The organism is Actinocorallia sp. API 0066 (assembly GCF_020991275.1).
Classification (GTDB): Bacteria; Actinomycetota; Actinomycetes; order Streptosporangiales; family Streptosporangiaceae; genus Actinocorallia.
This window is the reverse complement of sequence record NZ_JAJLQY010000018.1, coordinates 62,645-82,299: the sequence shown is the minus strand read 5'-3', so window position 1 is coordinate 82,299 and position 19,655 is coordinate 62,645. Positions and strand designations below refer to the sequence as shown.

General features: G+C 70.6%; 16 protein-coding genes and 1 pseudogene. 12 read left to right on the top strand and 5 right to left on the bottom strand.

What is annotated here, in order from left to right; all coding sequences use genetic code 11:
* Window positions 1-11: 11 nt before the first annotated feature.
* A complete protein-coding gene (locus LO762_RS31690) occupies window positions 12-1,427 on the bottom strand; it encodes an amino acid permease (RefSeq protein WP_230619934.1) in 1,416 nt (471 codons plus the stop codon).
* Between the two features lie 158 nt (window positions 1,428-1,585).
* Between LO762_RS31690 and cutA the strand changes: the two genes are divergently transcribed.
* A complete protein-coding gene (cutA, locus tag LO762_RS31685) occupies window positions 1,586-1,900 on the top strand; it encodes a divalent-cation tolerance protein CutA (protein ID WP_230619933.1) in 315 nt (104 codons plus the stop codon).
* Here cutA and LO762_RS31680 read toward each other — a convergent pair.
* Window positions 1,881-3,083 (bottom strand): helix-turn-helix transcriptional regulator, encoded by a 1,203-nt coding sequence (locus LO762_RS31680; RefSeq protein WP_230619932.1) that lies wholly within the window; start codon window positions 3,081-3,083, stop codon window positions 1,881-1,883. The genes cutA and LO762_RS31680 overlap by 20 nt on opposite strands.
* A gap of 270 nt (window positions 3,084-3,353) precedes the next feature.
* Here LO762_RS31680 and LO762_RS31675 point away from each other — a divergent pair, with 270 nt between their 5' ends.
* From LO762_RS31675 to tgmC, 3 genes are all read left to right on the top strand, one after another.
* A complete protein-coding gene (locus LO762_RS31675; protein WP_230619931.1) occupies window positions 3,354-3,680 on the top strand; it encodes a hypothetical protein in 327 nt (108 codons plus the stop codon).
* A 150-nt stretch (window positions 3,681-3,830) separates the two neighbouring features.
* On the top strand, window positions 3,831-4,766 hold the full coding sequence (tgmB, locus tag LO762_RS31670) for an ATP-grasp ribosomal peptide maturase (protein WP_230619930.1): 936 nt from the start codon (window positions 3,831-3,833) through the stop codon (window positions 4,764-4,766).
* 5 nt (window positions 4,767-4,771) lie between these two features.
* Window positions 4,772-5,980 carry an ATP-grasp peptide maturase system methyltransferase gene (gene tgmC / locus LO762_RS31665; protein ID WP_230619929.1) on the top strand — a complete coding sequence of 403 codons (1,209 nt, stop codon included), beginning with the start codon at window positions 4,772-4,774 and terminating at the stop codon, window positions 5,978-5,980.
* Between the two features lie 141 nt (window positions 5,981-6,121).
* On the opposite strand, the gene LO762_RS31660 is transcribed toward tgmC, so the two are convergent.
* The gene (locus LO762_RS31660) at window positions 6,122-7,033 is read right to left on the bottom strand and encodes a F0F1 ATP synthase subunit gamma (protein ID WP_230619928.1); all 912 of its coding nucleotides are present in this window, start codon (window positions 7,031-7,033) and stop codon (window positions 6,122-6,124) included.
* A gap of 159 nt (window positions 7,034-7,192) precedes the next feature.
* On the opposite strand from LO762_RS31660, the gene LO762_RS31655 reads away from it, so the two are divergent.
* The 4 genes from LO762_RS31655 to LO762_RS31640 are packed head-to-tail and all read left to right on the top strand — an operon-like array spanning window position 7,193 to window position 10,778.
* Window positions 7,193-8,107, top strand: coding sequence for an ABC transporter ATP-binding protein (locus LO762_RS31655; protein WP_230619927.1), 915 nt, complete (start codon window positions 7,193-7,195; stop codon window positions 8,105-8,107).
* Window positions 8,104-8,871 carry an ABC transporter permease gene (locus LO762_RS31650; protein ID WP_230619926.1) on the top strand — a complete coding sequence of 256 codons (768 nt, stop codon included), beginning with the start codon at window positions 8,104-8,106 and terminating at the stop codon, window positions 8,869-8,871. Before LO762_RS31655 ends, LO762_RS31650 begins: the two co-directional genes overlap by 4 nt.
* A gap of 24 nt (window positions 8,872-8,895) precedes the next feature.
* On the top strand, window positions 8,896-9,789 hold the full coding sequence (locus LO762_RS31645) for a DMT family transporter (protein WP_230619925.1): 894 nt from the start codon (window positions 8,896-8,898) through the stop codon (window positions 9,787-9,789).
* A 41-nt stretch (window positions 9,790-9,830) separates the two neighbouring features.
* Window positions 9,831-10,778 carry a heme A synthase gene (locus LO762_RS31640; RefSeq protein ID WP_230619924.1) on the top strand — a complete coding sequence of 316 codons (948 nt, stop codon included), beginning with the start codon at window positions 9,831-9,833 and terminating at the stop codon, window positions 10,776-10,778.
* A gap of 64 nt (window positions 10,779-10,842) precedes the next feature.
* Here the strand turns inward: LO762_RS31640 and LO762_RS31635 are convergent, their stop codons facing one another.
* Window positions 10,843-12,060: a PrsW family intramembrane metalloprotease gene (locus tag LO762_RS31635; RefSeq protein WP_230619923.1), complete on the bottom strand. Its 1,218-nt coding sequence runs from the start codon at window positions 12,058-12,060 to the stop codon at window positions 10,843-10,845.
* 106 nt (window positions 12,061-12,166) lie between these two features.
* On the opposite strand from LO762_RS31635, the pseudogene LO762_RS31630 reads away from it, so the two are divergent.
* Window positions 12,167-13,360, top strand: a pseudogene (locus LO762_RS31630) (RNA-guided endonuclease InsQ/TnpB family protein); the annotation flags it as partial.
* A 63-nt stretch (window positions 13,361-13,423) separates the two neighbouring features.
* Here the strand turns inward: LO762_RS31630 and LO762_RS31625 are convergent.
* The gene (locus LO762_RS31625) at window positions 13,424-14,407 is read right to left on the bottom strand and encodes a heme o synthase (RefSeq protein WP_374201609.1); all 984 of its coding nucleotides are present in this window, start codon (window positions 14,405-14,407) and stop codon (window positions 13,424-13,426) included.
* Window positions 14,408-14,715: 308 nt separating this feature from the next.
* Here LO762_RS31625 and tkt point away from each other — a divergent pair, with 308 nt between their 5' ends.
* Genes tkt through LO762_RS31610 form a run of 3 tightly spaced genes read left to right on the top strand, consistent with a single transcriptional unit; the run spans window position 14,716 to window position 19,556 of the window.
* Window positions 14,716-16,806 carry a transketolase gene (tkt, locus tag LO762_RS31620; RefSeq protein WP_308104875.1) on the top strand — a complete coding sequence of 697 codons (2,091 nt, stop codon included), beginning with the start codon at window positions 14,716-14,718 and terminating at the stop codon, window positions 16,804-16,806.
* Window positions 16,807-16,812: 6 nt separating this feature from the next.
* The gene (gene tal, locus LO762_RS31615; protein WP_230619922.1) at window positions 16,813-17,910 is read left to right on the top strand and encodes a transaldolase; all 1,098 of its coding nucleotides are present in this window, start codon (window positions 16,813-16,815) and stop codon (window positions 17,908-17,910) included.
* Window positions 17,907-19,556, top strand: a complete 1,650-nt coding sequence (locus LO762_RS31610; RefSeq protein ID WP_230619921.1) for a glucose-6-phosphate isomerase — start codon at window positions 17,907-17,909, stop codon at window positions 19,554-19,556. Before tal ends, LO762_RS31610 begins: the two co-directional genes overlap by 4 nt.
* Window positions 19,557-19,655: the final 99 nt, after the last annotated feature.

Here is a 19,655-nt window from a genome sequence, read left to right as displayed (position 1 = left end):
GAGAGACATGTTCAGGAGACGGGCGTGGCGTGTCTTCGATCCACCTGGCCGGGGCCGTACTCACCGCGCCGTGCCTTCACCCAGATGTAGACGGGGACCCCCACGAGCATCATGAGCACCCCGTAGAGGGCGGCGTCGGCCCCCGCGCCGTAGACGATCCACCCGCCGAACAGCACGGCAAGGCCGGTGATGACGAGGTCGCGGGCGAGCCTCGTCCTGTCGATCTCCCGGCCGCCGGTGACGAGCCAGAACAACTGCGCGGCGGCCGAGAAGAAGTAGGGGAGCGCACTGGTGAACGACGCAAGCAACAGGATCGTGTCGAAGCCGTTCTCCGAGCCCAGGTAGGCGTAGGCGAGCATGAGGGAGGTGAGGACGGTGCCGAGGAGGATGCCGAAGACGGGGGCGCCCCGGCGTGAGAGTTTCGCGAACGGCCTGGGGAACATCCGGTCGCGCGCGGCGGCCATCGGCATCTCCGCGACGAGCATCGTCCAGCCGTTGAGCGCGCCGATCCCGGAGACCACCGCGCACGCGGCCATCACCTTGCCCCAGACGCTCCCGCCGAACATGTTGTTGATGGCGTCCGCGAAGGGCGCGGTGGACTGGGTGAGCTGGCCGGACGGGACGGTGCCGAAGATCGCGACGGTGGCGAGCAGGTACATCGCCGCGCAGGCCAGGACCCCGTAGACGCTGGCCTTGCCGATCATCCGCGCCGGATCCCTGAGCCGCTCCGCCACGATCGTCACACTCTCCATCCCGGAGTAGGCGAACAGGATCAGGCCCGCCGCCAGCGAGATCGCGGCCAACTGCGAGCCCCCGGTGGCGTTCCACGCGGGGAAGTTCGCGGCCTTGACAAAGAACACCCCGACGATCCCCACGAACAACAACGGCGCGAACTTCAACACGGTCGTGACGATCTGGAACAGCCCGATGTTCTTCACACCACTCAGGTTGATCACCGCCGGAATCCACAGCCCGACCAATCCGATGACGATGTTCTGAAGTGCGTTGTCCGCCCGCCACCCGAACAACGAGTTCACGTACCCCACCCACGCGTACGCGATCCCCGCATTCCCGATCCACGCCGTCAACCAGAACGACCAGGCCACCCAGAACCCGGCGAACTCCCCGAACGCGCCCCGCGCATAGGCGTAAGGCCCACCCCCCGCCGGAATCCGATTCCCCAACCACCCGAAAACCACCGCCAACGCGATAGCGCCCACCGTCACCAACAAAAGCACCAGCACACTGACACTCCCGATAGCCGCAAGCGACGCCGGAAGCAGAAAGATCCCCGTCCCCACAATGTTCCCCACCACCAACGCCACCGCCCCCGGCAACCCAAGCGTCCCCCCAGCCTTAACCCCCCCTTCCACGGGCACCCCACCCCCCGAGGCCGCAGCCCCCGCGCGCCCCCGCGCCTCCCCCATCTGGCCCCCCGACCTAGCCCCGCCCGGCCCTCCCCACAGCCGAACAAGATCCCAACAGCCTCCCCCTCCCCACCCCACCCCACCCCCAGAACCCCCCATCCCCCACCTTTTACCCACCCTTGATCCACCCCCACCCCACCCCGCCCTACGCTCCCCCCATGACCCACCTCACCGCGACAACCGCCCTCCCCTCCCACCAAGAAGCCCTCACCCTCCTCCGCTCCACCGTCCAGAACCGCCACGCCGCCTCCGGCCAGATCCACGGCCCCGTCACCGCCGCCTGGTGGCACAACGGCGAATACGGCGAAAGCGAAGAATGGATCCTCCTCCTCAAGACCACAACAACCCGCCGCCCAGCCCTGGAACACCACATCACCACAAACCACCCCTGGGGCCCCTCCGCCGAACTCACCATCACCCCCATAGACGGCTCCCCCACCTACCTCACCTGGATCACCCAAACCACAACGTGATCCACTCCTCCGCCTGATCAAGCAACACGCGGACATCCGACCGCCCGGCATACGGCTCGAACCGCACCATAAGCTGTCCGATTCGCTGACGCGGACGCGCGGACCCCACATCGGTGGCCAGTTCGAGCGCCCGCGTCGCGACAACGGCCGCCCGCTCAAGCTCACGCCCATCGATATAGGCCGAGGACAACCACGTCAGATAAAGGGACTTGTCCCGTGCATGCGTGTCCGGATAGGCCATGAGCGCGTTCTCCAACATGGGCGCCGCGCGCACCGGGCGGCCGAGTTCCGCCCAGCAGCGCCCGGACATGATCTGGAGTTCGACCCGGTCGACCCACCCCGCCCAGTGCGGGACCTGATCGCCGACCTGGGACAGGGCAGCCTCGGCATCACCGAGCGCCCGCGCGACACACGACTCGTCTCCCTGGACCGCGTGCGCCCACGCCTGCCGCTCCAGCAGCAACGCCCGGACAGGCCCCGGTGCCCCGGAGCCGACGGCCTCCGTCGCCGCCGTGGCCTCCGCCAGGCCCTCCCCGCTCACGACGCTCGCCTGATAGCCGAGATGCGCAAGGCAGGCAGCCACCAGGACGGAATCCTCGGCCTCCCGTGCCGCTGTCAGCGCATCGAGGTAGTGCCCGCGCGCCTGCCCGTGGGCACCGGCGTCGAAGGCCGCCCATCCGGCCTGCTGGAGCTGCTCGGACAACAGCCGCCGCAACTCCCGGCCGACCACCGTGGAGTAGGCGGCGGTATCCAGCAAACGGGCCGTGCCCGAGGCTTCAGCGGCGTACACGGCATAGGTGTCGGCACCGCCGAGGAAGTCATCAAGATTCTGGAGCCGGACAGCGCGCTCCCGAAGACGGCTGACGGTGGACATTCCAATCTTCTCGCCATATTGCCCGGTACCGCCGCCCGAAAGCGTAAGGCCGAGCCCGGCGGCGACAAACGCCCGGCGGGAAGGCGCGACGTCAAGCCCGGCCTTCTTGATCAGGACCTCATAGCGCTTGCTGATACCGTTCCTCCCGCGCTCCCAGCCCTTGATCATGGAGATCAGGCTTTCGACCCCCGGTATCTGCGTGTCGCCAGATACCGCACGGATGCGCCTGGCGAGTTCAGCACGAGACCATCCCTCAGCTTCACGAGCGGCGCGGAGCCGCCCACCGAACGCATGCTGCTCAACGGGCATGGCTCGCACCTTTCACGGGGGGCGCACGTCGCACCCACGCTTCGTCCCTAAGTCTCCCCTCCCGCGCACGTGTTCGCTCGCGTTTCACTCGTAGCGACACATCCGTTACCAGGGAGGACCTGATGAACCGTTCACTTTCACCGGCGGAGCAGGCGACCGTCGAGGTGGACGGGCAATGACCGAGATCATCGCGGCCCTCGTCATCTCGGCGCTGCTGAACGTCCTCGCCCTGGTGGTACTCGCCGCGCTCGTCCTCACACGGCGGGGCCGATGAGCACGTCAGCGCTCTACTCCCAGGCTTCCCTCTCCGGCCAGTTGTGCGTAGGGCTCCACGTGACCCCGCCCTCCGAAGACGTCGCCGAGTTGGAGTGGATGCCCTGGCCGGGCGGGCGGGCGCGGGTCTACGAGGCGACGTGCGGACGCTGCCCGACCGGCCCCGGCGTCTCACTCATGTACGAGTGGGTCATGGCCGGAGGCTGCTACCGGGTACTGAGGCACGCCGCCAAGAACGTCAAGATGTATCCGTCCGGGCTGTCACCCCGACGTACAGACGCACGAGAGGCTTGGTCCCGCCTACTCCTCGGCCTGGCCCGCTGAGCGACGGCAAACGCCTGCCGGTACCGGGCAAAGGACTGGATCGGGGGAAACGATCGGAATGCGCGATCAGAAGAATCAGGGGTTCTTGCCCGGGGCCACGGGAACAGGTCACCGACGACTCCACGACCGATTACTTCCAGGACTAGAAGCGTGGTGCGCAGGCCGGTCCTGGTCGTGACCTCGCTTGAGGATGTCACGGCCTGCATGGTCATCGCCGCGCTGCACGAGCGGGACGTGCCCGTCGTCCGGGTCGATCCGGCCGACATCGGCGCCGGAGTGCGCTTCGCCGCGCGGCTCGGCGACCCGGTCCGGGGCGGGTTGGCGACCGAGACGCGGGAGCTGGATCTCGCGACGCCACGGGCGGTGTACCACCGGCGGCCCGGCCGCTGGCGGTTCGGGCATCTGCCCGAACAGGCCCGTGCCTTCGCGACTGCCGAGGCGCGGCACGGGCTCGGTGGAGTGCTCGCGTCCGTGCCTGGCCTGCATGTGAACGACGTGTTCGCCACGTCGCGGGCCGAGTACAAGCCACTTCAGCTCAAGGTCGCCGCCGAACTCGGGTTCCGCGTGCCGCCCACCCTGGTCACCAACGACCCGGCCGCGGTGCGCGTGTTCGAAGAGGAGCACGGGCCGCTGGTCTACAAGACGTTCCGGGGCGTGCCGCCCGGCGACGGGCACGCGGGCGTCGTCTGGACACAGCGGGTCCGGGCGTCCGACGTCGATGAGCGGCTCGGCGTCACCGCGCATCTCTTCCAGGCCGAGGTTCCCAAGATCGCGGATGCGCGGGTCACCGTCGTCGGCGACGAGGTCTTCGCGTGGCGCATCGACGCGCCCGGAGAAGCACTCGACTGGCGGGCCGGGGACTGGGACGCTCTGCGCTATCGCCCGTTTGTGCTGTCCGACGGGCTGGCTGGGATGTTGCGTGAGTATCTCGACCGGTTCGGGCTGGTCTTTGGCTGCTTTGATCTGGCGATCACCGAGGACGGTGACTGTGTCTGGATCGAGTGCAATCCGAATGGGCAGTGGGGGTTCTTGCCTGAGGCCGGGCGTATCGCTGATGCGTTCGCCGAGTTGCTACGGGAAGGGTGATCGAAATGGCGTACATCGAGGACGATTCTGTGGAGGAGCGGGCTCGGGGGTTGCGGGCTCGGTTGGTGGAGGAACTGGTTGAGGAGGGGGTTTTGGGGGATTTGGGGTGGCGGAGGGCGGTGGGGGAGGTGCCTCGGCATTGGTTTGTGCCGGGGTTCTTTGTGGCGGAGGGGAGGGATGAGGGGTCTGGGATGGTGGTTTGGGAGGGGGTGACGGAGAAAAGGGATGCTGAGCGGTGGTTGGGGGCGGTTTATGGGGATCGGACGTTGGTGACGCAGTTTGATGAGGTGGAGACGGACTGGGATGCAGCGGGGCGGCGGGTGGGTGGGGCGCCGTCTTCGTCGTCCACGTTGCCGTCGCTGGTGGTGCGGATGTGGGTGGACGCGGACGTGCGGGACGGGCACGAGGTGTTGGAGATCGGGACGGGGACGGGGTACTCGGCGGCGTTGGCGTGCGCGCGGCTCGGGGAGGACGGGGACGTCGTCTCGGTCGAGGTGGATCCCGAGCGGGCGCGGCAGGCCGCCGCGGCGCTCAACCGGTGCGGGTACCGGCTCGGGCTTGACGTCGCCGACGGACTGTACGGGTACCCGCCGTTCGCGCCCTATGACCGAATTGTCGCGGCGTGTTCCGTCAGGACGATCCCGGCGGCGTGGCTCGCGCAGGCGAAGCCCGGAGGGAAGATCCTCACCACGCTTTCCGGGTGGCTGTACGGATCGGGGCGGGTGCTGCTCACGGTCGGGGAGGACGGGACGGCGGAAGGGGCGCTGCTGCCCGGCACGATCTCGTTCATGCCGGCGCGGGGGCACCTGCCGCCGTGGTGCGGCAGCCCGCACCGGTGGGCGCGGCTGCTTGACGGCTCGCCGCGCGCGGCACGGCACGGGCCCGGCCGGATCTCGGCCACAGATGAGGAGAGCTTCTTCGGTCGCTTTCTCGCGCAGCTCGCGGTGCCGACGGCCACCTCGGCCGAGATCGACGGGACCGTCTATCTTCTCGATCCGGTCGATCGGGCGGTCGCCGCGCTGACGCCGGAAGAGGGTGGCTGGGTTGTCCGGGAAGGTGGGCCTGTCCGTCTCTGGTCGCGGATCGAGCGGGCGCTCGGCGCGTGGGACGACGCCGGGCGGCCGGGGCCGGAGCGCTTCCGTATGCGCGTGACGCCCGCCCAACAGACCATCGGGCTGCCCGGTGTGCCGGAGTTGTCCTTTGTGCTGCCCTGACGTGACCGGTGCGGGACGCCGCGTAAGCCGTCGGCGTCACCGGGCGGGGCGGGCAGCCGTGGGACGGCGAGGTGTGAGGCCGGTGGGCGGGACTGGTCGTCGGGGGTAACCCCTCGCGGAGCGAAGCGTGAGCCGGTGGGGCTAGTCGTCCTTGGTGGTGGCGGTCAGGGCGTTGGCGCCGCTGACGATGTCGATGAGTTCGTTGGTGATTTCGGCTTGGCGGGCTTCGTTGGCCTGGCGGGACAGGCGGAAGATGAGGTCGTTGGCGTTGTCGGTGGCGGACATCATGGCCTGGCGGCGGGCGGCGTGTTCGGAGGCGGCGGACTCCAGGAGCATGTTCCAGATGCGGCCTCGGACGTACTGCTGGATGAGGGCGTCCAGGACCTCGCTGACGGAGGGTTCGAAGTCGTAGCTGGCGGCCGGGCCTTCGCCGCCGGGCAGTTCCTCGACGTCCTCGATCTCCAGCGGCAGGATGCGACGGACCGTCATCTGCTGGCTGATCATCGAGACGAACCGGGTGAAGATGACGTGGACCTCGCCGACGCCGCCCTCGGTCGTCGGCATCGAGAACCGCTCGACGAGCTCCTTGCCGATCTCCGCGGCCGTCGCGTAGGTGGGCTCTCCGGATTCCCCCACCCAGAAGCGCTCGATAGGACGTCCGTTGAAGGTGAAGTTGTCCACGCCCTTGCGGCCGGTGATGTAGAACACCACGTCCTTGCCCTCGGCCTTGAGCATCTTCGTCAGCGCGTTGGCGTGCCGCAGCACGTTCGCGTTGTAGGCGCCGCAGAACCCGCGGTCGCCGGTGATCATGAGGATCGCCACCCGTGACGCGTCGGGACGCCGGTTGAGCAGCGCGTGGTCCTCGGACACGTTGTGCGTGACCAGCGCGCTGACGGCCCGGGTGATCTGCCGCGCGTAAGGCCGGGACGCCGCCTGACGGGCCTGCGCGCGCGAGATCCGCGACGTCGCGATCAGCTCCTGCGCCCTGGTGATCTTCGCCGTCGACTTGATCGAGCGGATACGGCCGCGCAGCTTCCTGAGTTCTGCCCCCATGCTTCGACCGTGCCAGACGACGACGGCCCCCGGACGTGCCCCACCGCCGAATTGGAGGTGTCAAGGACAGCGCGTGCGCATGCCTTGACGTTCCGTGCCGATGGAAGTTTCGCGCGGCCGGTGCCGGAACCGTCAGACCCCGCCTCTAGACTTCCCCCCATGGCAGCACCCCCCGCACTGGAGATCACCGGCCTGGTCAAGCGCTACGGCAGGACCACGGCGGTCGCTGACCTGACGTTCACCGCCGGACGCGGCGAGGTCACCGCGCTGCTGGGCCCCAACGGGGCGGGCAAGACGAGCACGTTGGAGATCTGCGAGGGCTACCGCGACTTCGACGCGGGCACCGTCCGCGTGCTCGGCCTCGATCCGCGTGACAGGGCGCTGCGCCCGCGCGTCGGCGTCATGCCGCAGTCGGGCGGGGTGCCGGGCACCGCGAAGGCCGGGGAGTTCCTGCGGCTGATGGCGTCGTTCCACGCCCACCCGCTGAGCCCCGCCGCGCTGATGGAACGGCTCGGCCTCACCGAGCACGCCCGCACGCCCTACCGGCGGCTGTCGGGCGGCCAGCAGCAGCGGCTGTCGCTCGCCGCGGCGATCGTCGGCAGGCCGGAACTGGTCTTCCTGGACGAGCCGACGGCCGGTCTCGACCCGCAGGCACGCCGCGCCACCTGGGATCTGGTGGCGGAGCTGCGCGCGGCGGGCGTCTCGGTGCTGCTCACCACACACTTCATGGACGAGGCCGAGCATCTCGCCGACAGGATCGTCATCGTGGACGGCGGCAGGGTCGTCGCGCAGGGCGCGCCCGCCGAGCTGACCGGCGCCGAGCACCAGCTCAGGTTCCGTGCCCGCGCCGGGCTGGGCCTGGACGAGCTGCTCAACGCGCTCCCGGACGGCAGCGCCGCCAAGGAGTCGCCCACGGGCCACTACCTGGTCGAGGGCGAGGTCGGCCCGGAGCTGCTGGCCACCGTCACGGCCTGGTGCGCCGCGCACGGCGTGCTGGCCGAGGACCTCCGGATCGAGCGCCGCAGCCTGGAGGACGTCTTTCTGGAACTGACCGGCAGGGAGCTGCGCGGATGACCGTCATGGACCTCAGCCCCCGCCCGGTGGCGGCCCCGCTCGCCCGGATGGTCGCGGCCCAGACGTCCTACGAGCTCAAGGCCATGCTCCGGAACGGGGAGCAGCTTCTCCTCACCCTCATCATCCCGGTGATGCTGCTCACGGTGTTCAGCCTTACCTCGCTGTTGGATCTGGGCGAGGGCGCCCGGGTGGATTTCCTGACGCCGGGCGTGCTTGCGCTCGCCGTCATGTCCACGGCCTTCACCGGCCAGGCGATCGGCACAGGGTTCGAGCGCCGCTACGGCGTCCTCAAGCGGCTCGGCGCGACGCCGCTGCCCAGGTCGGGCCTCATCCTCGCCAAGACGCTCACCGTGGTGCTCGTCGAGCTGCTCCAGGCCGTCGTGATCATCGGCGTGGCGTTCGCGCTCGGCTGGAACCCGTCGGGGCACTTCGCCGGGGCCGTCCTCGCCGTCCTGCTGGGCACCGCCGCCTTCAGCGGCTTCGGCCTGCTCATGGCCGGGACGCTCAGGGCCGAGGCGACCCTTGCCGCCGCGAACCTCGTCTACCTGCTGCTGCTCGTGCTGGGCGGCGTCGTCTTCCCGCTGAGCAAGTTCCCCGCCGCCTTCGCCGCCGTGCTGGAGCTGCTGCCGATCTCGGCGCTGTCCGGCGCGCTGCGCGCGGTGCTGGCCGACGGTGTCGCGCTGCCCGGCGCGGAGCTGGCGGTCCTGGCGGTGTGGGCGGTCGCCGGGCTGGCGCTGGCGGCCAGGTTCTTCAGGTGGGAATGACCTTTCGACGGCGAGGGGCACGGCGTGGCCGGTAACACGGCCGCACGGGGGGTTCGGGGGTTCGGGCTGGGGTCCTTCCCGCCTTCGCTCCTTGTCCTGTGCGGGATTCTTTCGGTGCAGGTCGGCGCGGGGCTGGCCAAGGGCATGTTCGACAGGATGCCGCCGACGGCGATCGTGGTGCTCCGGCTGGCGACCTCGGCCGTCGTCGTCGGGTTTGTGGTGCGGCGCAGGCTGTGGCGGGTGCTGCGGGAGGCGTCGCGGCGCGACCTGGGCGCGGCGGCCGCGCTCGGCGGCTCCCTCGCCCTGATGAACTTCTCGATCTACCAGTCGTTGCAGCACATCCCGCTGGGCATCGCCGTGACGATCGAGTTCCTCGGGCCGCTGGCCGTCGCCGTCCTCGCGTCGCGGCGGCCGCTCGACCTGCTGTGGGCGGCGCTCGCGTTCGGCGGTGTCGTCGCGCTGGCCAGGGACGGCGGAGACGTCAACGTCCCCGGCGTCCTGTGGGCGCTGCTGGCGGGCGTCGGCTGGGCGCTGTACATCTACGCCGCGACGGCCGCCGGGAGGCGCCTGCCGGGCGCCACGGGCCTCGCGCTGGGCAGCCTGGTGGCGACGCTCGTGGTGCTGCCGCCGGGCGTCGTCGCGCTCGTGGACGCCGGGTGGAGCGTCCTCACCCCCGGCGTGGTCGCGCTCGGGATCGGCGTGGGCCTGCTGTCGTCGGTGATCCCGTACACGCTGGAGCTGGAGGCGCTGCGCCGCATCCCGCAGGGCGTCTTCGGCATCCTCATGAGTCTGGAACCGGCGGTGGCGGCGCTCGTCGGGGTGCTGCTGCTGCACGAGCTGCTCTCGCCCGTCCAGTGGCTGGCGATAGGGGCGGTCATCCTGGCGTGCGCGGGAGCCACCCGGGGCGCCAGGACCTGACCCGGGTCGGGCCACCAGAAAGGCGGTCCTACGATGAGGCCGTGGCTGTGACGACCGTGGACAAGAGCAGGACCCCGCTGGCCAGAGCGCGCGACGCGGTCTGGAACCCCTCCACCGCCTCGATGCGCCTGCTGGCGCTGGCCGGGGTGGCGGTGAACACCGGGATCATCTTCACCGGGGGCGCCGTCCGGCTCACCTCCTCCGGCCTGGGCTGCCCGACATGGCCCAAGTGCACCGGCGACAGCCTCATCCCGACGGCCCACCCGTCTCACTCGCCGATCAACATGGCGATCGAGTTCGGCAACCGGATGCTGACGTTCCTCGTCCTGGCGGCGGCGGTCGCGGTGTTCGTCGCGGCCCGGCGGCTGCGCCCCCGGCGGCCCGAGCTGGTCGTGCTGGCCGCGCTCCAGCCGATCGGGGTGCTGGCGCAGGCGGGCCTGGGCGGCGTCACCGTGCTGACCAAGCTGCACCCGGCGACGGTCTCCGCGCACTACCTGCTGTCCAGCGCGATGATCTTTGTGGCGTTCCTGCTCTATGTCCGGGTCGGCGAGGGCGACGGGCCCGCCGTGCGGGTCGTCACGCCGCTGGTGCGGCACCTGACGTCCGCGCTGGTCTGGGTGACGGTCGTGGTGCTGGCGGCGGGCACCGTCGTCACCGGCACCGGGCCGCACGCAGGCGACGCGCAGGCCGAGCGGTTCCCCTTCGCGATCGAGACGGTCGCCCGGATCCACGGGCTCACCGCGTGGGCGGCCGTCGCGCTCACCCTCGTGATCGCCTGGCTGCTGCACCGCACCAACGCCCCGGCCCGGCCGCGACGGGCCGCGCACGTCCTCATCGGCGCGCTCGTCGCCCAGGGGTTCATCGGCTACCTCCAGTACTACCTGGAGGTCCCGGCGGTCCTCGTGGGCATCCACCTGCTCGGCTCGGCCCTGCTGTGGATCGCCGTCCTGCACGTCCTGTACACCCAGCGCGTCCGCCCCGACGCCTGACCCGCCCGCCGACGTACGAGGCCCGCGCCACACGGCGCGGGCCTTCGTGTTCTCAAGGCTCCCGTCAGCGGCGCGGCGGCGGCCCCGGCGGGGGCGGCTGCGGCGTCTCGCCGGTGATGCCGGACGGCCCCCAGGGCGGGGTGGCGGGCTTGGGACGGGCGATGAGGAGCGCCTGACGGGCCACCGCCATCAGGTGCAGGAGCTCGTTGCGCCGGGTCGCGAAGTAGTCGCCGTCGATCACGCCCGCGTCCAGCCGCTTGTGCAGCAGGACGAGTTCCGTCGCGCCAAGCTGGTAGTCCGACATGGCACGGGCCGCGCCCCGCCCGCCGACCGAGCGGGCCCAGCGCCGGGCCGCGCGGCGCCGCTGGATCGAGCCGAGCATCACGATGTCCTGCGGCGAGACCAGCCCGGTCCGGACGTAGACGGGCAGGTACCGCCCGATCCGGTGCACGAGCCCGCGCCGCTCCAGGAAGATCAGGACGAGCAGCACCACGAGGATGCCGAAGTCCAGCACGTACACGACGGCCAGCCCGCCGAGCCCGTAGGACGCCGCGCCGTTCCACAGCGCGTGCAGCAGGATCGCCCCCACGAGGCCCAGCACGAGGGCCGGGACACGGCCGCGCCGGTGGTTGGCCGCCCACGCGACACCCAGGCCCGTCATGGCGGTGAACAGCGGGTGCCCGAAGGGCGAGATCAGCCCGCGCAGGATGAAGACGGCCTCCAGCTTGCCCGCCCCGCCGTCGTCGAGCGCCTGCATGTAATAGGAGATGTTCTCCATCATGGCGAAGCCGAGCGCCACCATGGCCGCGTAGACGATCCCGTCGGTGACGCCGTCGATCTCGTTGCGCCGGAACCACAGCAGGACAAAGAGGACGGCCCCCTTGAGGGACTCCTCGATGACGGGCGCGCCCACGGTCGTCGTCCAGAACAGCCCCTGGTCGTCCCCGAAGAAGGGCGCCGTGACGTACCGGTAGCCGAGCGTGTTGAGCACGAGCGCCCCCACGACGGCCACCCCCGCCCCCCACAGGAACGCGAACACCAGGTCCCGCACCGGCTCCGGCTCCAACCGGTCCAACAGCAGAACCGCCGAAAGCAGGATCGGCACAGGCAGCATCGCCAACCCGAGCCCGACAAAGAAGTTCCCGTCCTGCCCGAGAAACGCGAACAGCGCCAACGTCCCCAACGCACACGTGGACGTGATGACCATCCCCACGATCAACTTCAGCGAAGGCCGACCGGGCGTCCGGCCGTCCAAAATCGCCTGCGGATCGAGCTTGGTCATCGTTTCTCGCGGCGTGGAGACCCCCGCCTTCCCTCAGGAGGGGAGGTAACGCCACTTCCTCCTTTCATAGAGTGTTCTTACATGAACTGTCGGTAACATGCGGGGCATGGCGCGTACCGTGAAGCGGGCGTTCAAGTTCCGTTTCTACCCGACTCCCGACCAGGCCGGAGAGCTGGCCCGGACGTTCGGTTGCGTGCGCCTGGTCTACAACAGGATGCTGGAGGAACGCACTCGAGCCTACGCCAGCGAGGGCCGGAGCGTCTCCTACGGGGAGTCCTCCGCGCACCTGACCAGATGGAAGCGCACCGAGGAGTTGGCCTTCCTCAACGAGGTGTCGTCCGTGCCGCTCCAGCAGGCGCTTCGGCATCTGCAGGCCGCGTTCGTGAACCTCTGGAGCAAGCGCGCGCAGTATCCGGCGTTCAAGTCGAAGAGGAAGTCCCGCGCCTCAGCCGAGTACACCCGTTCCGGGTCCAGGTACCGGGACGGGCGGCTCACTCTGGCCAAGATGAATCAGCCGTTGGACGTCATCTGGTCCCGCCCTCTGCCCGATGGTGCGGAGCCGTCCACGGTGACGGTGTCCCGTGACGCGGCGGGCCGCTGGTTCGTGTCCCTGCTGTGCGAAGAGGTCGTCAGCGCCCTGGAGCCGGTGGAGTCGGCGGTGGGGGTGGATGTCGGGCTCACGTCGCTGGTGACGCTCTCGACGGGTGAGAAGGTCCCCAACCCCCGGCATGAACGCCGTGACCGGCGTCGCCTGGCCAAGGCCCAGCGGGCGCTGTCCCGCAAGGCCAAAGGCGGCAGGAACCGCGGCAAGGCCCGCCTTCGGGTGGCTCGCGCGCACGCGCGGATCGCTGATCGCCGACGGGACTTCCTGCACAAGCTCACCACTCGGCTCGTCCGTGAGAACCAAACGGTCGTGATCGAGGACCTCGCCGTCCGCAACCTGGCCGGGAACCGCACGCTCGCCCGCGCGGTCTCCGACGCCGCCTGGCGGGAGTTGCGCTCGATGCTGGAGTACAAGGCCGACTGGTACGGCCGCACCCTGGTCGTGGCGGACCGCTGGTACCCCTCGTCCAAAATGTGCTCGGCGTGCGGGCACCGGACCAGCACGATGCCGCTCCACGTCCGCCAATGGACCTGCGACGGCTGCGCGACGGCCCATGACCGGGACGTCAACGCCGCACGTAACCTGCTCGCCGCCGGGCTGGCGGAGAGCCGAAACGCCTGTGGAGGGACGGTAGGACCCCGGCCGCGCGAGCGGCCAGGGCACGGCCCGGCGAAACAGGAACCCCGGCGGGCGACCGCCGGGACCTCCGCCCTCCAAGGCGGCGGAAGCCAAGCCGCGAGAGTAGTCGACCGTTGCTGGTTACTGGAAGAGGAAGTCGATGGCTACGGCGGTGAAGAGGAGGGCCAGGTAGGTGTTGGAGAGGTGGAAGAAGCGCATGGGGCGGAGGAGGGCGCCGGTGAGGCCGCGGTTGACGCGGGCCAGGAGGCGGTGGGCCTCGATGACGAAGATCGCGCCCAGGACGACGGCGACGACGCCGTAGACGGGGGTGAGGTCGGCGGCGGGCCACAGGGCCAGGGAGCACAGGACCGTGGCCCAGGTGTAGACGACCGACTCGACGACGACGCGCTTGTCGGTGGCCACCACCGGCAGCATCGGGACGCCCGCGAGCGCGTAGTCCTCCTTGTAGCGCATCGCCAGGGTCCAGGTGTGCGGCGGCGTCCACAGGAAGACGACGCCGAACAGGATGAACGGGGTCAGCGCGAGGGACCCGGTGACGGCGGCCCAGCCGATGAGGACCGGCATGCACCCCGCGATGCCGCCCCACACGATGTTCTGCTTCGTGCGCCGCTTCAACAGCAGCGAATAGACGAAGACGTAATAGAGGATCGCGAAGACCGACAGCGCGGCGGCCAGCGTGTTGACCGTCGCCAGGAAGCCGACCGTGGACAGCACGCCGAGCGCGGCGCCGAAGACCAGCGCGGCGCGGGGGCTGACCTGGTGGCGGGCCAGCGGACGGCGGCGGGTGCGGCGCATCTTGGCGTCGATGTCGCGGTCGATGAAGCAGTTGATCGCGTTGGCGCTGCCCGCCGACATGGTGCCCCACGCCAGGGTGGCGACGACGAGGCCGAGGTCCGGGACGCCCTTGGCGGCCAGGAACATCACGGGTAGCGTGGTGATCAGCAGCAGCTCGATGACCCGCGGCTTGGTGAGCGCCACGTAGGCGCCGATCTTCGCGCCGAGCGTCAGCGGCCCTTCGGTCTCCCCGAGAAGGGGGGGCGCGGTCTCGGCCGCCTCGATGCGGGAGCCGTCCGCGCGGCCGGCCCGGTTACTGAGCACCGTCACAACTGGAGAGCCTTCTGCTTGGTCTGTTTCGGCCGCCCCGTGCGACCGCGCCATCACTGTAGTGCCGCCCCCCGGAGGGTCCATCATCGGGTGCGGTGTTTCACCTGTGGTCTCCCCCGCACCGGTGACTTCCGCAGGTGTCGGAAGGGGAATGATCGGGCATGTGCCCAGTGTTCGGGCGAGAGCGGGCCGATTGGTTTAGACCAATCCACGCGACGGTCATAATGAGTAGGCTCGCTGTGATCAGCGCCTTGGGCACGGGCGTGGTCTGACGAAAATCCCAAGTGTGGAAGGACCGACGTTCTCCGGTGACTACCGACAATCTCACTCTTGACTGGTCCGAGCTCGACGACCGGGCGGTCGACACCGTCCGCGCCCTCGCGATGGACGCCGTCGAGAAGGTGGGCTCAGGGCACCCTGGCACCGCGATGAGCCTGGCTCCGGCCGCTTACCTGTTGTTCAACAAGGTGCTCAAGCACGACCCGTCCGATCCCGCGTGGACCGGACGCGACCGCTTCGTGCTGTCCTGCGGCCACTCCAGCCTCACCCTCTACATCCAGCTCTACCTGTCCGGCTACGGCCTCGAACTGGACGACCTGAAGGCGCTGCGCACGTGGGGCAGCAAGACCCCGGGCCACCCCGAGCACGGCTTCACGGTCGGCGTCGAGACGACGACCGGCCCCCTGGGCCAGGGCCTGGCCAACGCGGTCGGCATGGCGATGGCGGCGCGCCGCGAGCGCGGCCTGTTCGACCCCGAGGCCGCCGCCGGCGAGTCCCCCTTCGACCACACCATCTGGGCGTTCTGCTCCGACGGCGACATCCAGGAGGGCATCAGCCACGAGGCGAGCGCCATCGCGGGCCACCAGCGCCTGGGCAACCTCGTCGTCGTCTGGGACGACAACCGCATCTCGATCGAGGACGACACCCAGATCGCGATGTCCGAGGACGTCATCGCGCGCTACGCCGCCTACGGCTGGGACACCTACCGGGTGGACTGGCTGAAGACCGGCGAGTACGTCGAGGACGTCCAGCGCCTCTACAACGTGCTCCAGGCCGCCAAGAACGAGACGGGCCGCCCGACCTTCATCGCGCTGCGCACCGTCATCGGCTGGCCCGCGCCGAACAAGAAGGACACCGGCAAGATCCACGGCTCGGCGCTGGGCGCCGACGAGGTCGCCGCCACCAAGAAGATCCTGGGCCTGGACCCGGACAAGACCTTCGACGTCGACGCCGAGGTCCTCGCGCACGCGCGCGAAGTCGTCGAGCGCGGCCGGGACGAGCGCAAGGCGTGGGACGAGAAGTTCACCGCCTGGCGGGCCGCCCACCCCGAGCGGGCCGCCGAGTTCGACCGGATCGCCGCGCGCCGCCTGCCCGAGGGCTGGACGGCCAAGCTGCCGGTGTTCCCGGCGGGCAAGGACCTCGCGACGCGGGCCGCGTCCGGCGAGGTGCTGAGCGCGGTCGGCCCGGTGCTGCCGGAGCTGTGGGGCGGCTCGGCCGACCTCGCGGAGTCCAACAACACCACGATGAAGGGCGAGCCGTCCTTCATCCCGGCGGAGTTCCAGACCGACGAGTGGCGGGGCGGGCCCTACGGCCGCACCCTGCACTTCGGCATCCGCGAGCACGCGATGGGCGCGATCCTCAACGGCATCGCGCTGCACGGCGGCACCCGCCCCTACGGCGGCACCTTCCTGGTGTTCTCCGACTACATGCGCCCCTCGGTGCGGCTGGCCGCGCTGATGGAGCTGCCGGTCATCTACGTGTGGACGCACGACTCGATCGGCCTGGGCGAGGACGGCCCGACGCACCAGCCGGTGGAGCACCTGTGGGCGCTGCGCGCGATCCCCGGCCTCAACGTGGTCCGCCCGGCCGACGCCAACGAGACGACGGTCGCGTGGCGCGCGATCCTGGAGCAGACCGACCGGCCGTCCGGCCTGGCGCTGACCCGCCAGAAGCTGCCGGTGTTCGACCGGGACGTGCTCGCGTCGGCCGAGGGCGCCGCCAAGGGCGGCTACGTGCTCGCCGAGGCCGAGGGCGGCACGCCCGAGGTCATCATCATCGCCACCGGCTCCGAGGTGGAGATCGCGCTGGCCGCCCGCGAGACGCTGCAGGCCGAGGGCACCGCCGCGCGCGTGGTGTCGATGCCGTGCGTCGAGTGGTTCGACGCGCAGGACGAGTCCTACCGGAACGACGTCCTGCCGCCCGCCGTCCGCGCCCGCGTGTCGGTCGAGGCCGGCGTCGCGCTGGGCTGGCACCGGTTCGTCGGCGACGCCGGCGCGTCGGTCAGCCTTGAGCACTTCGGCGCCTCCGCCGACTACAAGACCCTCTACAGGGAATTCGGCATCACCCCCGAAGCGGTGGTCGCCGCCGCCCGTGAAAGCCTCACCAAGGCCAAGGGATGAATAACCGTGAGTGACAATCTGAAGAAGCTCTCCGACGAGGGCGTGTCGATCTGGCTCGACGACGTGAGCCGGGAACGGCTGCGCTCGGGCAACCTCGCCGATCTCGTCCGGAACTCCCACGTCGTCGGCGTCACCTCCAACCCGACGATCTTCGCGAACGCCCTCAGCAAGGGCGACGCCTATGACGAGCAGCTACGTGAGCTCGCCGTGCGCGGGGTCAGCGTGGAGGAGGCGTCCCGCGCCATCCCCACCTACGACATCCGCTGGGCGTGCGACGTGCTGCGCCCCGTCTACGACCGCACCGACGGTGTGGACGGCCGCGTGTCCATCGAGGTGGACCCGAGGCTCGCCCGTAAGACCGAGGCGACGATCGCCGAGGCCAAGGCGCTGTGGTGGCAGGTGGACAGGCCCAACCTGCTCATCAAGATCCCCGCGACGGCCGAGGGCCTGCCCGCGATCACCGCGGTGCTGGCCGAGGGCATCAGCGTGAACGTCACGCTGATCTTCTCGCTGGAGCGCTACGGCCAGGTCATCGACGCGTTCTTCGCCGGTCTGGAGCAGGCGCACGCCAACGGGCACGACGTCAACAAGATCGAGTCGGTCGCGTCGTTCTTCGTGTCCCGGGTGGACACCGAGATCGACAAGCGGCTGGAGAAGCTCGGCAAGCCCGAGCTCAAGAGCAAGGCGGGCGTCGCCAACGCCCGGCTCGCCTACGAGCTGTACGAGCAGAAGTTCGCCTCCGACCGGTGGAAGGCGCTCGCTGACGCCGGGGCCCGGCCGCAGCGCCCTCTGTGGGCGTCCACCGGCGTGAAGGACCCGTCGCTGCCCGCCACCCTGTACGTCACCGAGCTGGTCGCGCCCGGCACCGTCAACACGATGCCGGAGGCCACCCTCAAGGCCACCGCCGAGGGCGGCGACATCAACGGCGACGCGATCGCGGGCTCCTACCCGGCCGCGCACGCCCTGTTCGCCGAGCTCAAGGCCGCGGGCGTCGACTATGACGACGTCGTGCGGGTCCTGGAGGACGAGGGCGTCGACAAGTTCGAGGTCTCCTGGAACCAGTTGCTGGACACCCTGAAGACCGAACTGGAGGCCAAGGCGTGACCTCTGTCGTCACGGCGGCGGCGGGCGTGACGGTCACCGTGCGCGGTGACGCCGTGGAGAACACCGAGAGCGTGCAGCAGCGGTTGATCTCCGACGGCGCCCCCACCGCGCTCGCCGCCAAGAACGCCCAGCTGTGGGGCCCGGACGCGGTGGCGGAGGCGGGCCGGCGGCTCGGCTGGCTCGACCTGCCCGAGACGTCGCGGGCGCTGGTGGAGCCGCTGGCCCGGCTCGCCGAGGAGTACCGCGCCGAGGGGCTCGACCACTTCGTGCTGGCCGGCATGGGCGGCTCGTCGCTCGCGCCCGAGGTCATCACCCAGACGGCGGGCGTGGAGCTCACCATCCTCGACACCACCGACCCCCTCCAGGTCGGCCGGGTGATCGCGGACCGGATCGAGCGGACCGTCGTCGTCGTGGCGTCCAAGAGCGGCGGCACGATCGAGACCGACAGCCACCGCAGGATCTTCGAGCAGGCGTTCCAGGACGCGGGTGTCACCGGCGACGCGCTGCGCCGCCGCTTTGTGGTGATCACCGACCCGGGCTCGCCGCTGGAGAACGCCGCGCGGCAGGCCGGCTACCACGTCGTCCTGGCCGACCCGGACGTCGGCGGGCGCTACAGCGCGCTGACGGCGTTCGGCCTGGTGCCGTCCGCGCTGGCCGGGGCCGACATCGGCGCCCTGCTGGACGAGGCCGCCGCGCTCGCCCCGACGCTGCGCCAGCCGCTGGACAACCCGGCGCTGACGCTCGGCGCCGCGCTCGGCGCGGCCGCCGTGTCGGGCCGCGACAAGCTGCTCATCGCTGACAACGGCTCGGGCATCAGCGGCTTCGGCGACTGGGCGGAGCAGCTCATCGCCGAGTCCACCGGCAAGGACGGCAAGGGCCTGCTGCCCGTCGTCGTGGAGGGCGTGGACGCGCCCGGCTTCGTCCCGGCGCCGGACGTGCGCGGCGTCGTCCTCGGTGACTACGAGGCGGCCGCGCTGGCCGTCAAGGGGCCGCTGGGCGCGCAGTTCCTGCTGTGGGAGTACGCGACGGCGATCGCCGGACGGGTCATCGGCATCAACCCGTTCGACCAGCCCAACGTCCAGGAGTCCAAGGACCGCACCGGCGAGGTGCTGAAGGCGTTCGAGACCGAGGGCGAGGCCGCGCTCGACGAGGGCGCGCCCGACGTCGTGGACGGCGCCGTCGAGGTCTACTCCGGCGGCGCGTTCGCCGGGGCGGGCCTCGCCGAGGTGCTGGACTCCCTGGTCGGGGCGGTCTCGACGCGCGGCTACCTGGCCGTCATGGCGTACCTGGACCGCACCGGCCAGGACGCCGAGGCGGCGGCGCTGCGCCCGCTGCTGACGCTCCGCTCGGAGCGGCTGCGGCACGCGCCAGCGCCCGTCACCTTCGGGTGGGGGCCGCGCTTCCTGCACTCGACCGGCCAGTACCACAAGGGCGGTCCGCAGGACGGCGTCTTCCTCCAGATCACCGGGGCGGCGCCGGTGGACGTGCCGGTGCCGGGCCGGCCGTACACGTTCCGGACACTGCAGCTCGCCCAGGCCATCGGCGACCTGCGGGCGCTGCGCTCGCGCGGCCGCCCCGCGCTCCGCCTGCATCTGCGTGATCGCGCCGAAGGGCTGGCGCAACTGCTCGACGCACTGAAAAACTGAACACGACGGCGTCACCGCGGGGCCGTGCCCGGGCCCACAGGTCCGGGGCGGCCCCGCGCGGCCGTCACCGCAAGCCGGTCGATCCCCTCCTTGACCGCC

What these genes read in the sequence shown, in the direction of transcription:
- LO762_RS31680 (WP_230619932.1), bottom strand. Translation starts at nt 3,083, where the DNA reads ATGCCCGTTGAGCAGCATGCGTTCGGTGGGCGGCTCCGCGCCGCTCGT.
- cutA (WP_230619933.1), top strand. Translation starts at nt 1,586, where the DNA reads ATGACCCACCTCACCGCGACAACCGCCCTCCCCTCCCACCAAGAAGCC.
- LO762_RS31650 (WP_230619926.1), top strand. Translation starts at nt 8,104, where the DNA reads ATGACCGTCATGGACCTCAGCCCCCGCCCGGTGGCGGCCCCGCTCGCC.
- LO762_RS31635 (WP_230619923.1), bottom strand. Translation starts at nt 12,060, where the DNA reads ATGACCAAGCTCGATCCGCAGGCGATTTTGGACGGCCGGACGCCCGGT.
- LO762_RS31675 (WP_230619931.1), top strand. Translation starts at nt 3,354, where the DNA reads ATGAGCACGTCAGCGCTCTACTCCCAGGCTTCCCTCTCCGGCCAGTTG.
- LO762_RS31690 (WP_230619934.1), bottom strand. Translation starts at nt 1,427, where the DNA reads ATGGGGGAGGCGCGGGGGCGCGCGGGGGCTGCGGCCTCGGGGGGTGGG.
- tgmC (WP_230619929.1), top strand. Translation starts at nt 4,772, where the DNA reads ATGGCGTACATCGAGGACGATTCTGTGGAGGAGCGGGCTCGGGGGTTG.
- LO762_RS31655 (WP_230619927.1), top strand. Translation starts at nt 7,193, where the DNA reads ATGGCAGCACCCCCCGCACTGGAGATCACCGGCCTGGTCAAGCGCTAC.
- LO762_RS31660 (WP_230619928.1), bottom strand. Translation starts at nt 7,033, where the DNA reads ATGGGGGCAGAACTCAGGAAGCTGCGCGGCCGTATCCGCTCGATCAAG.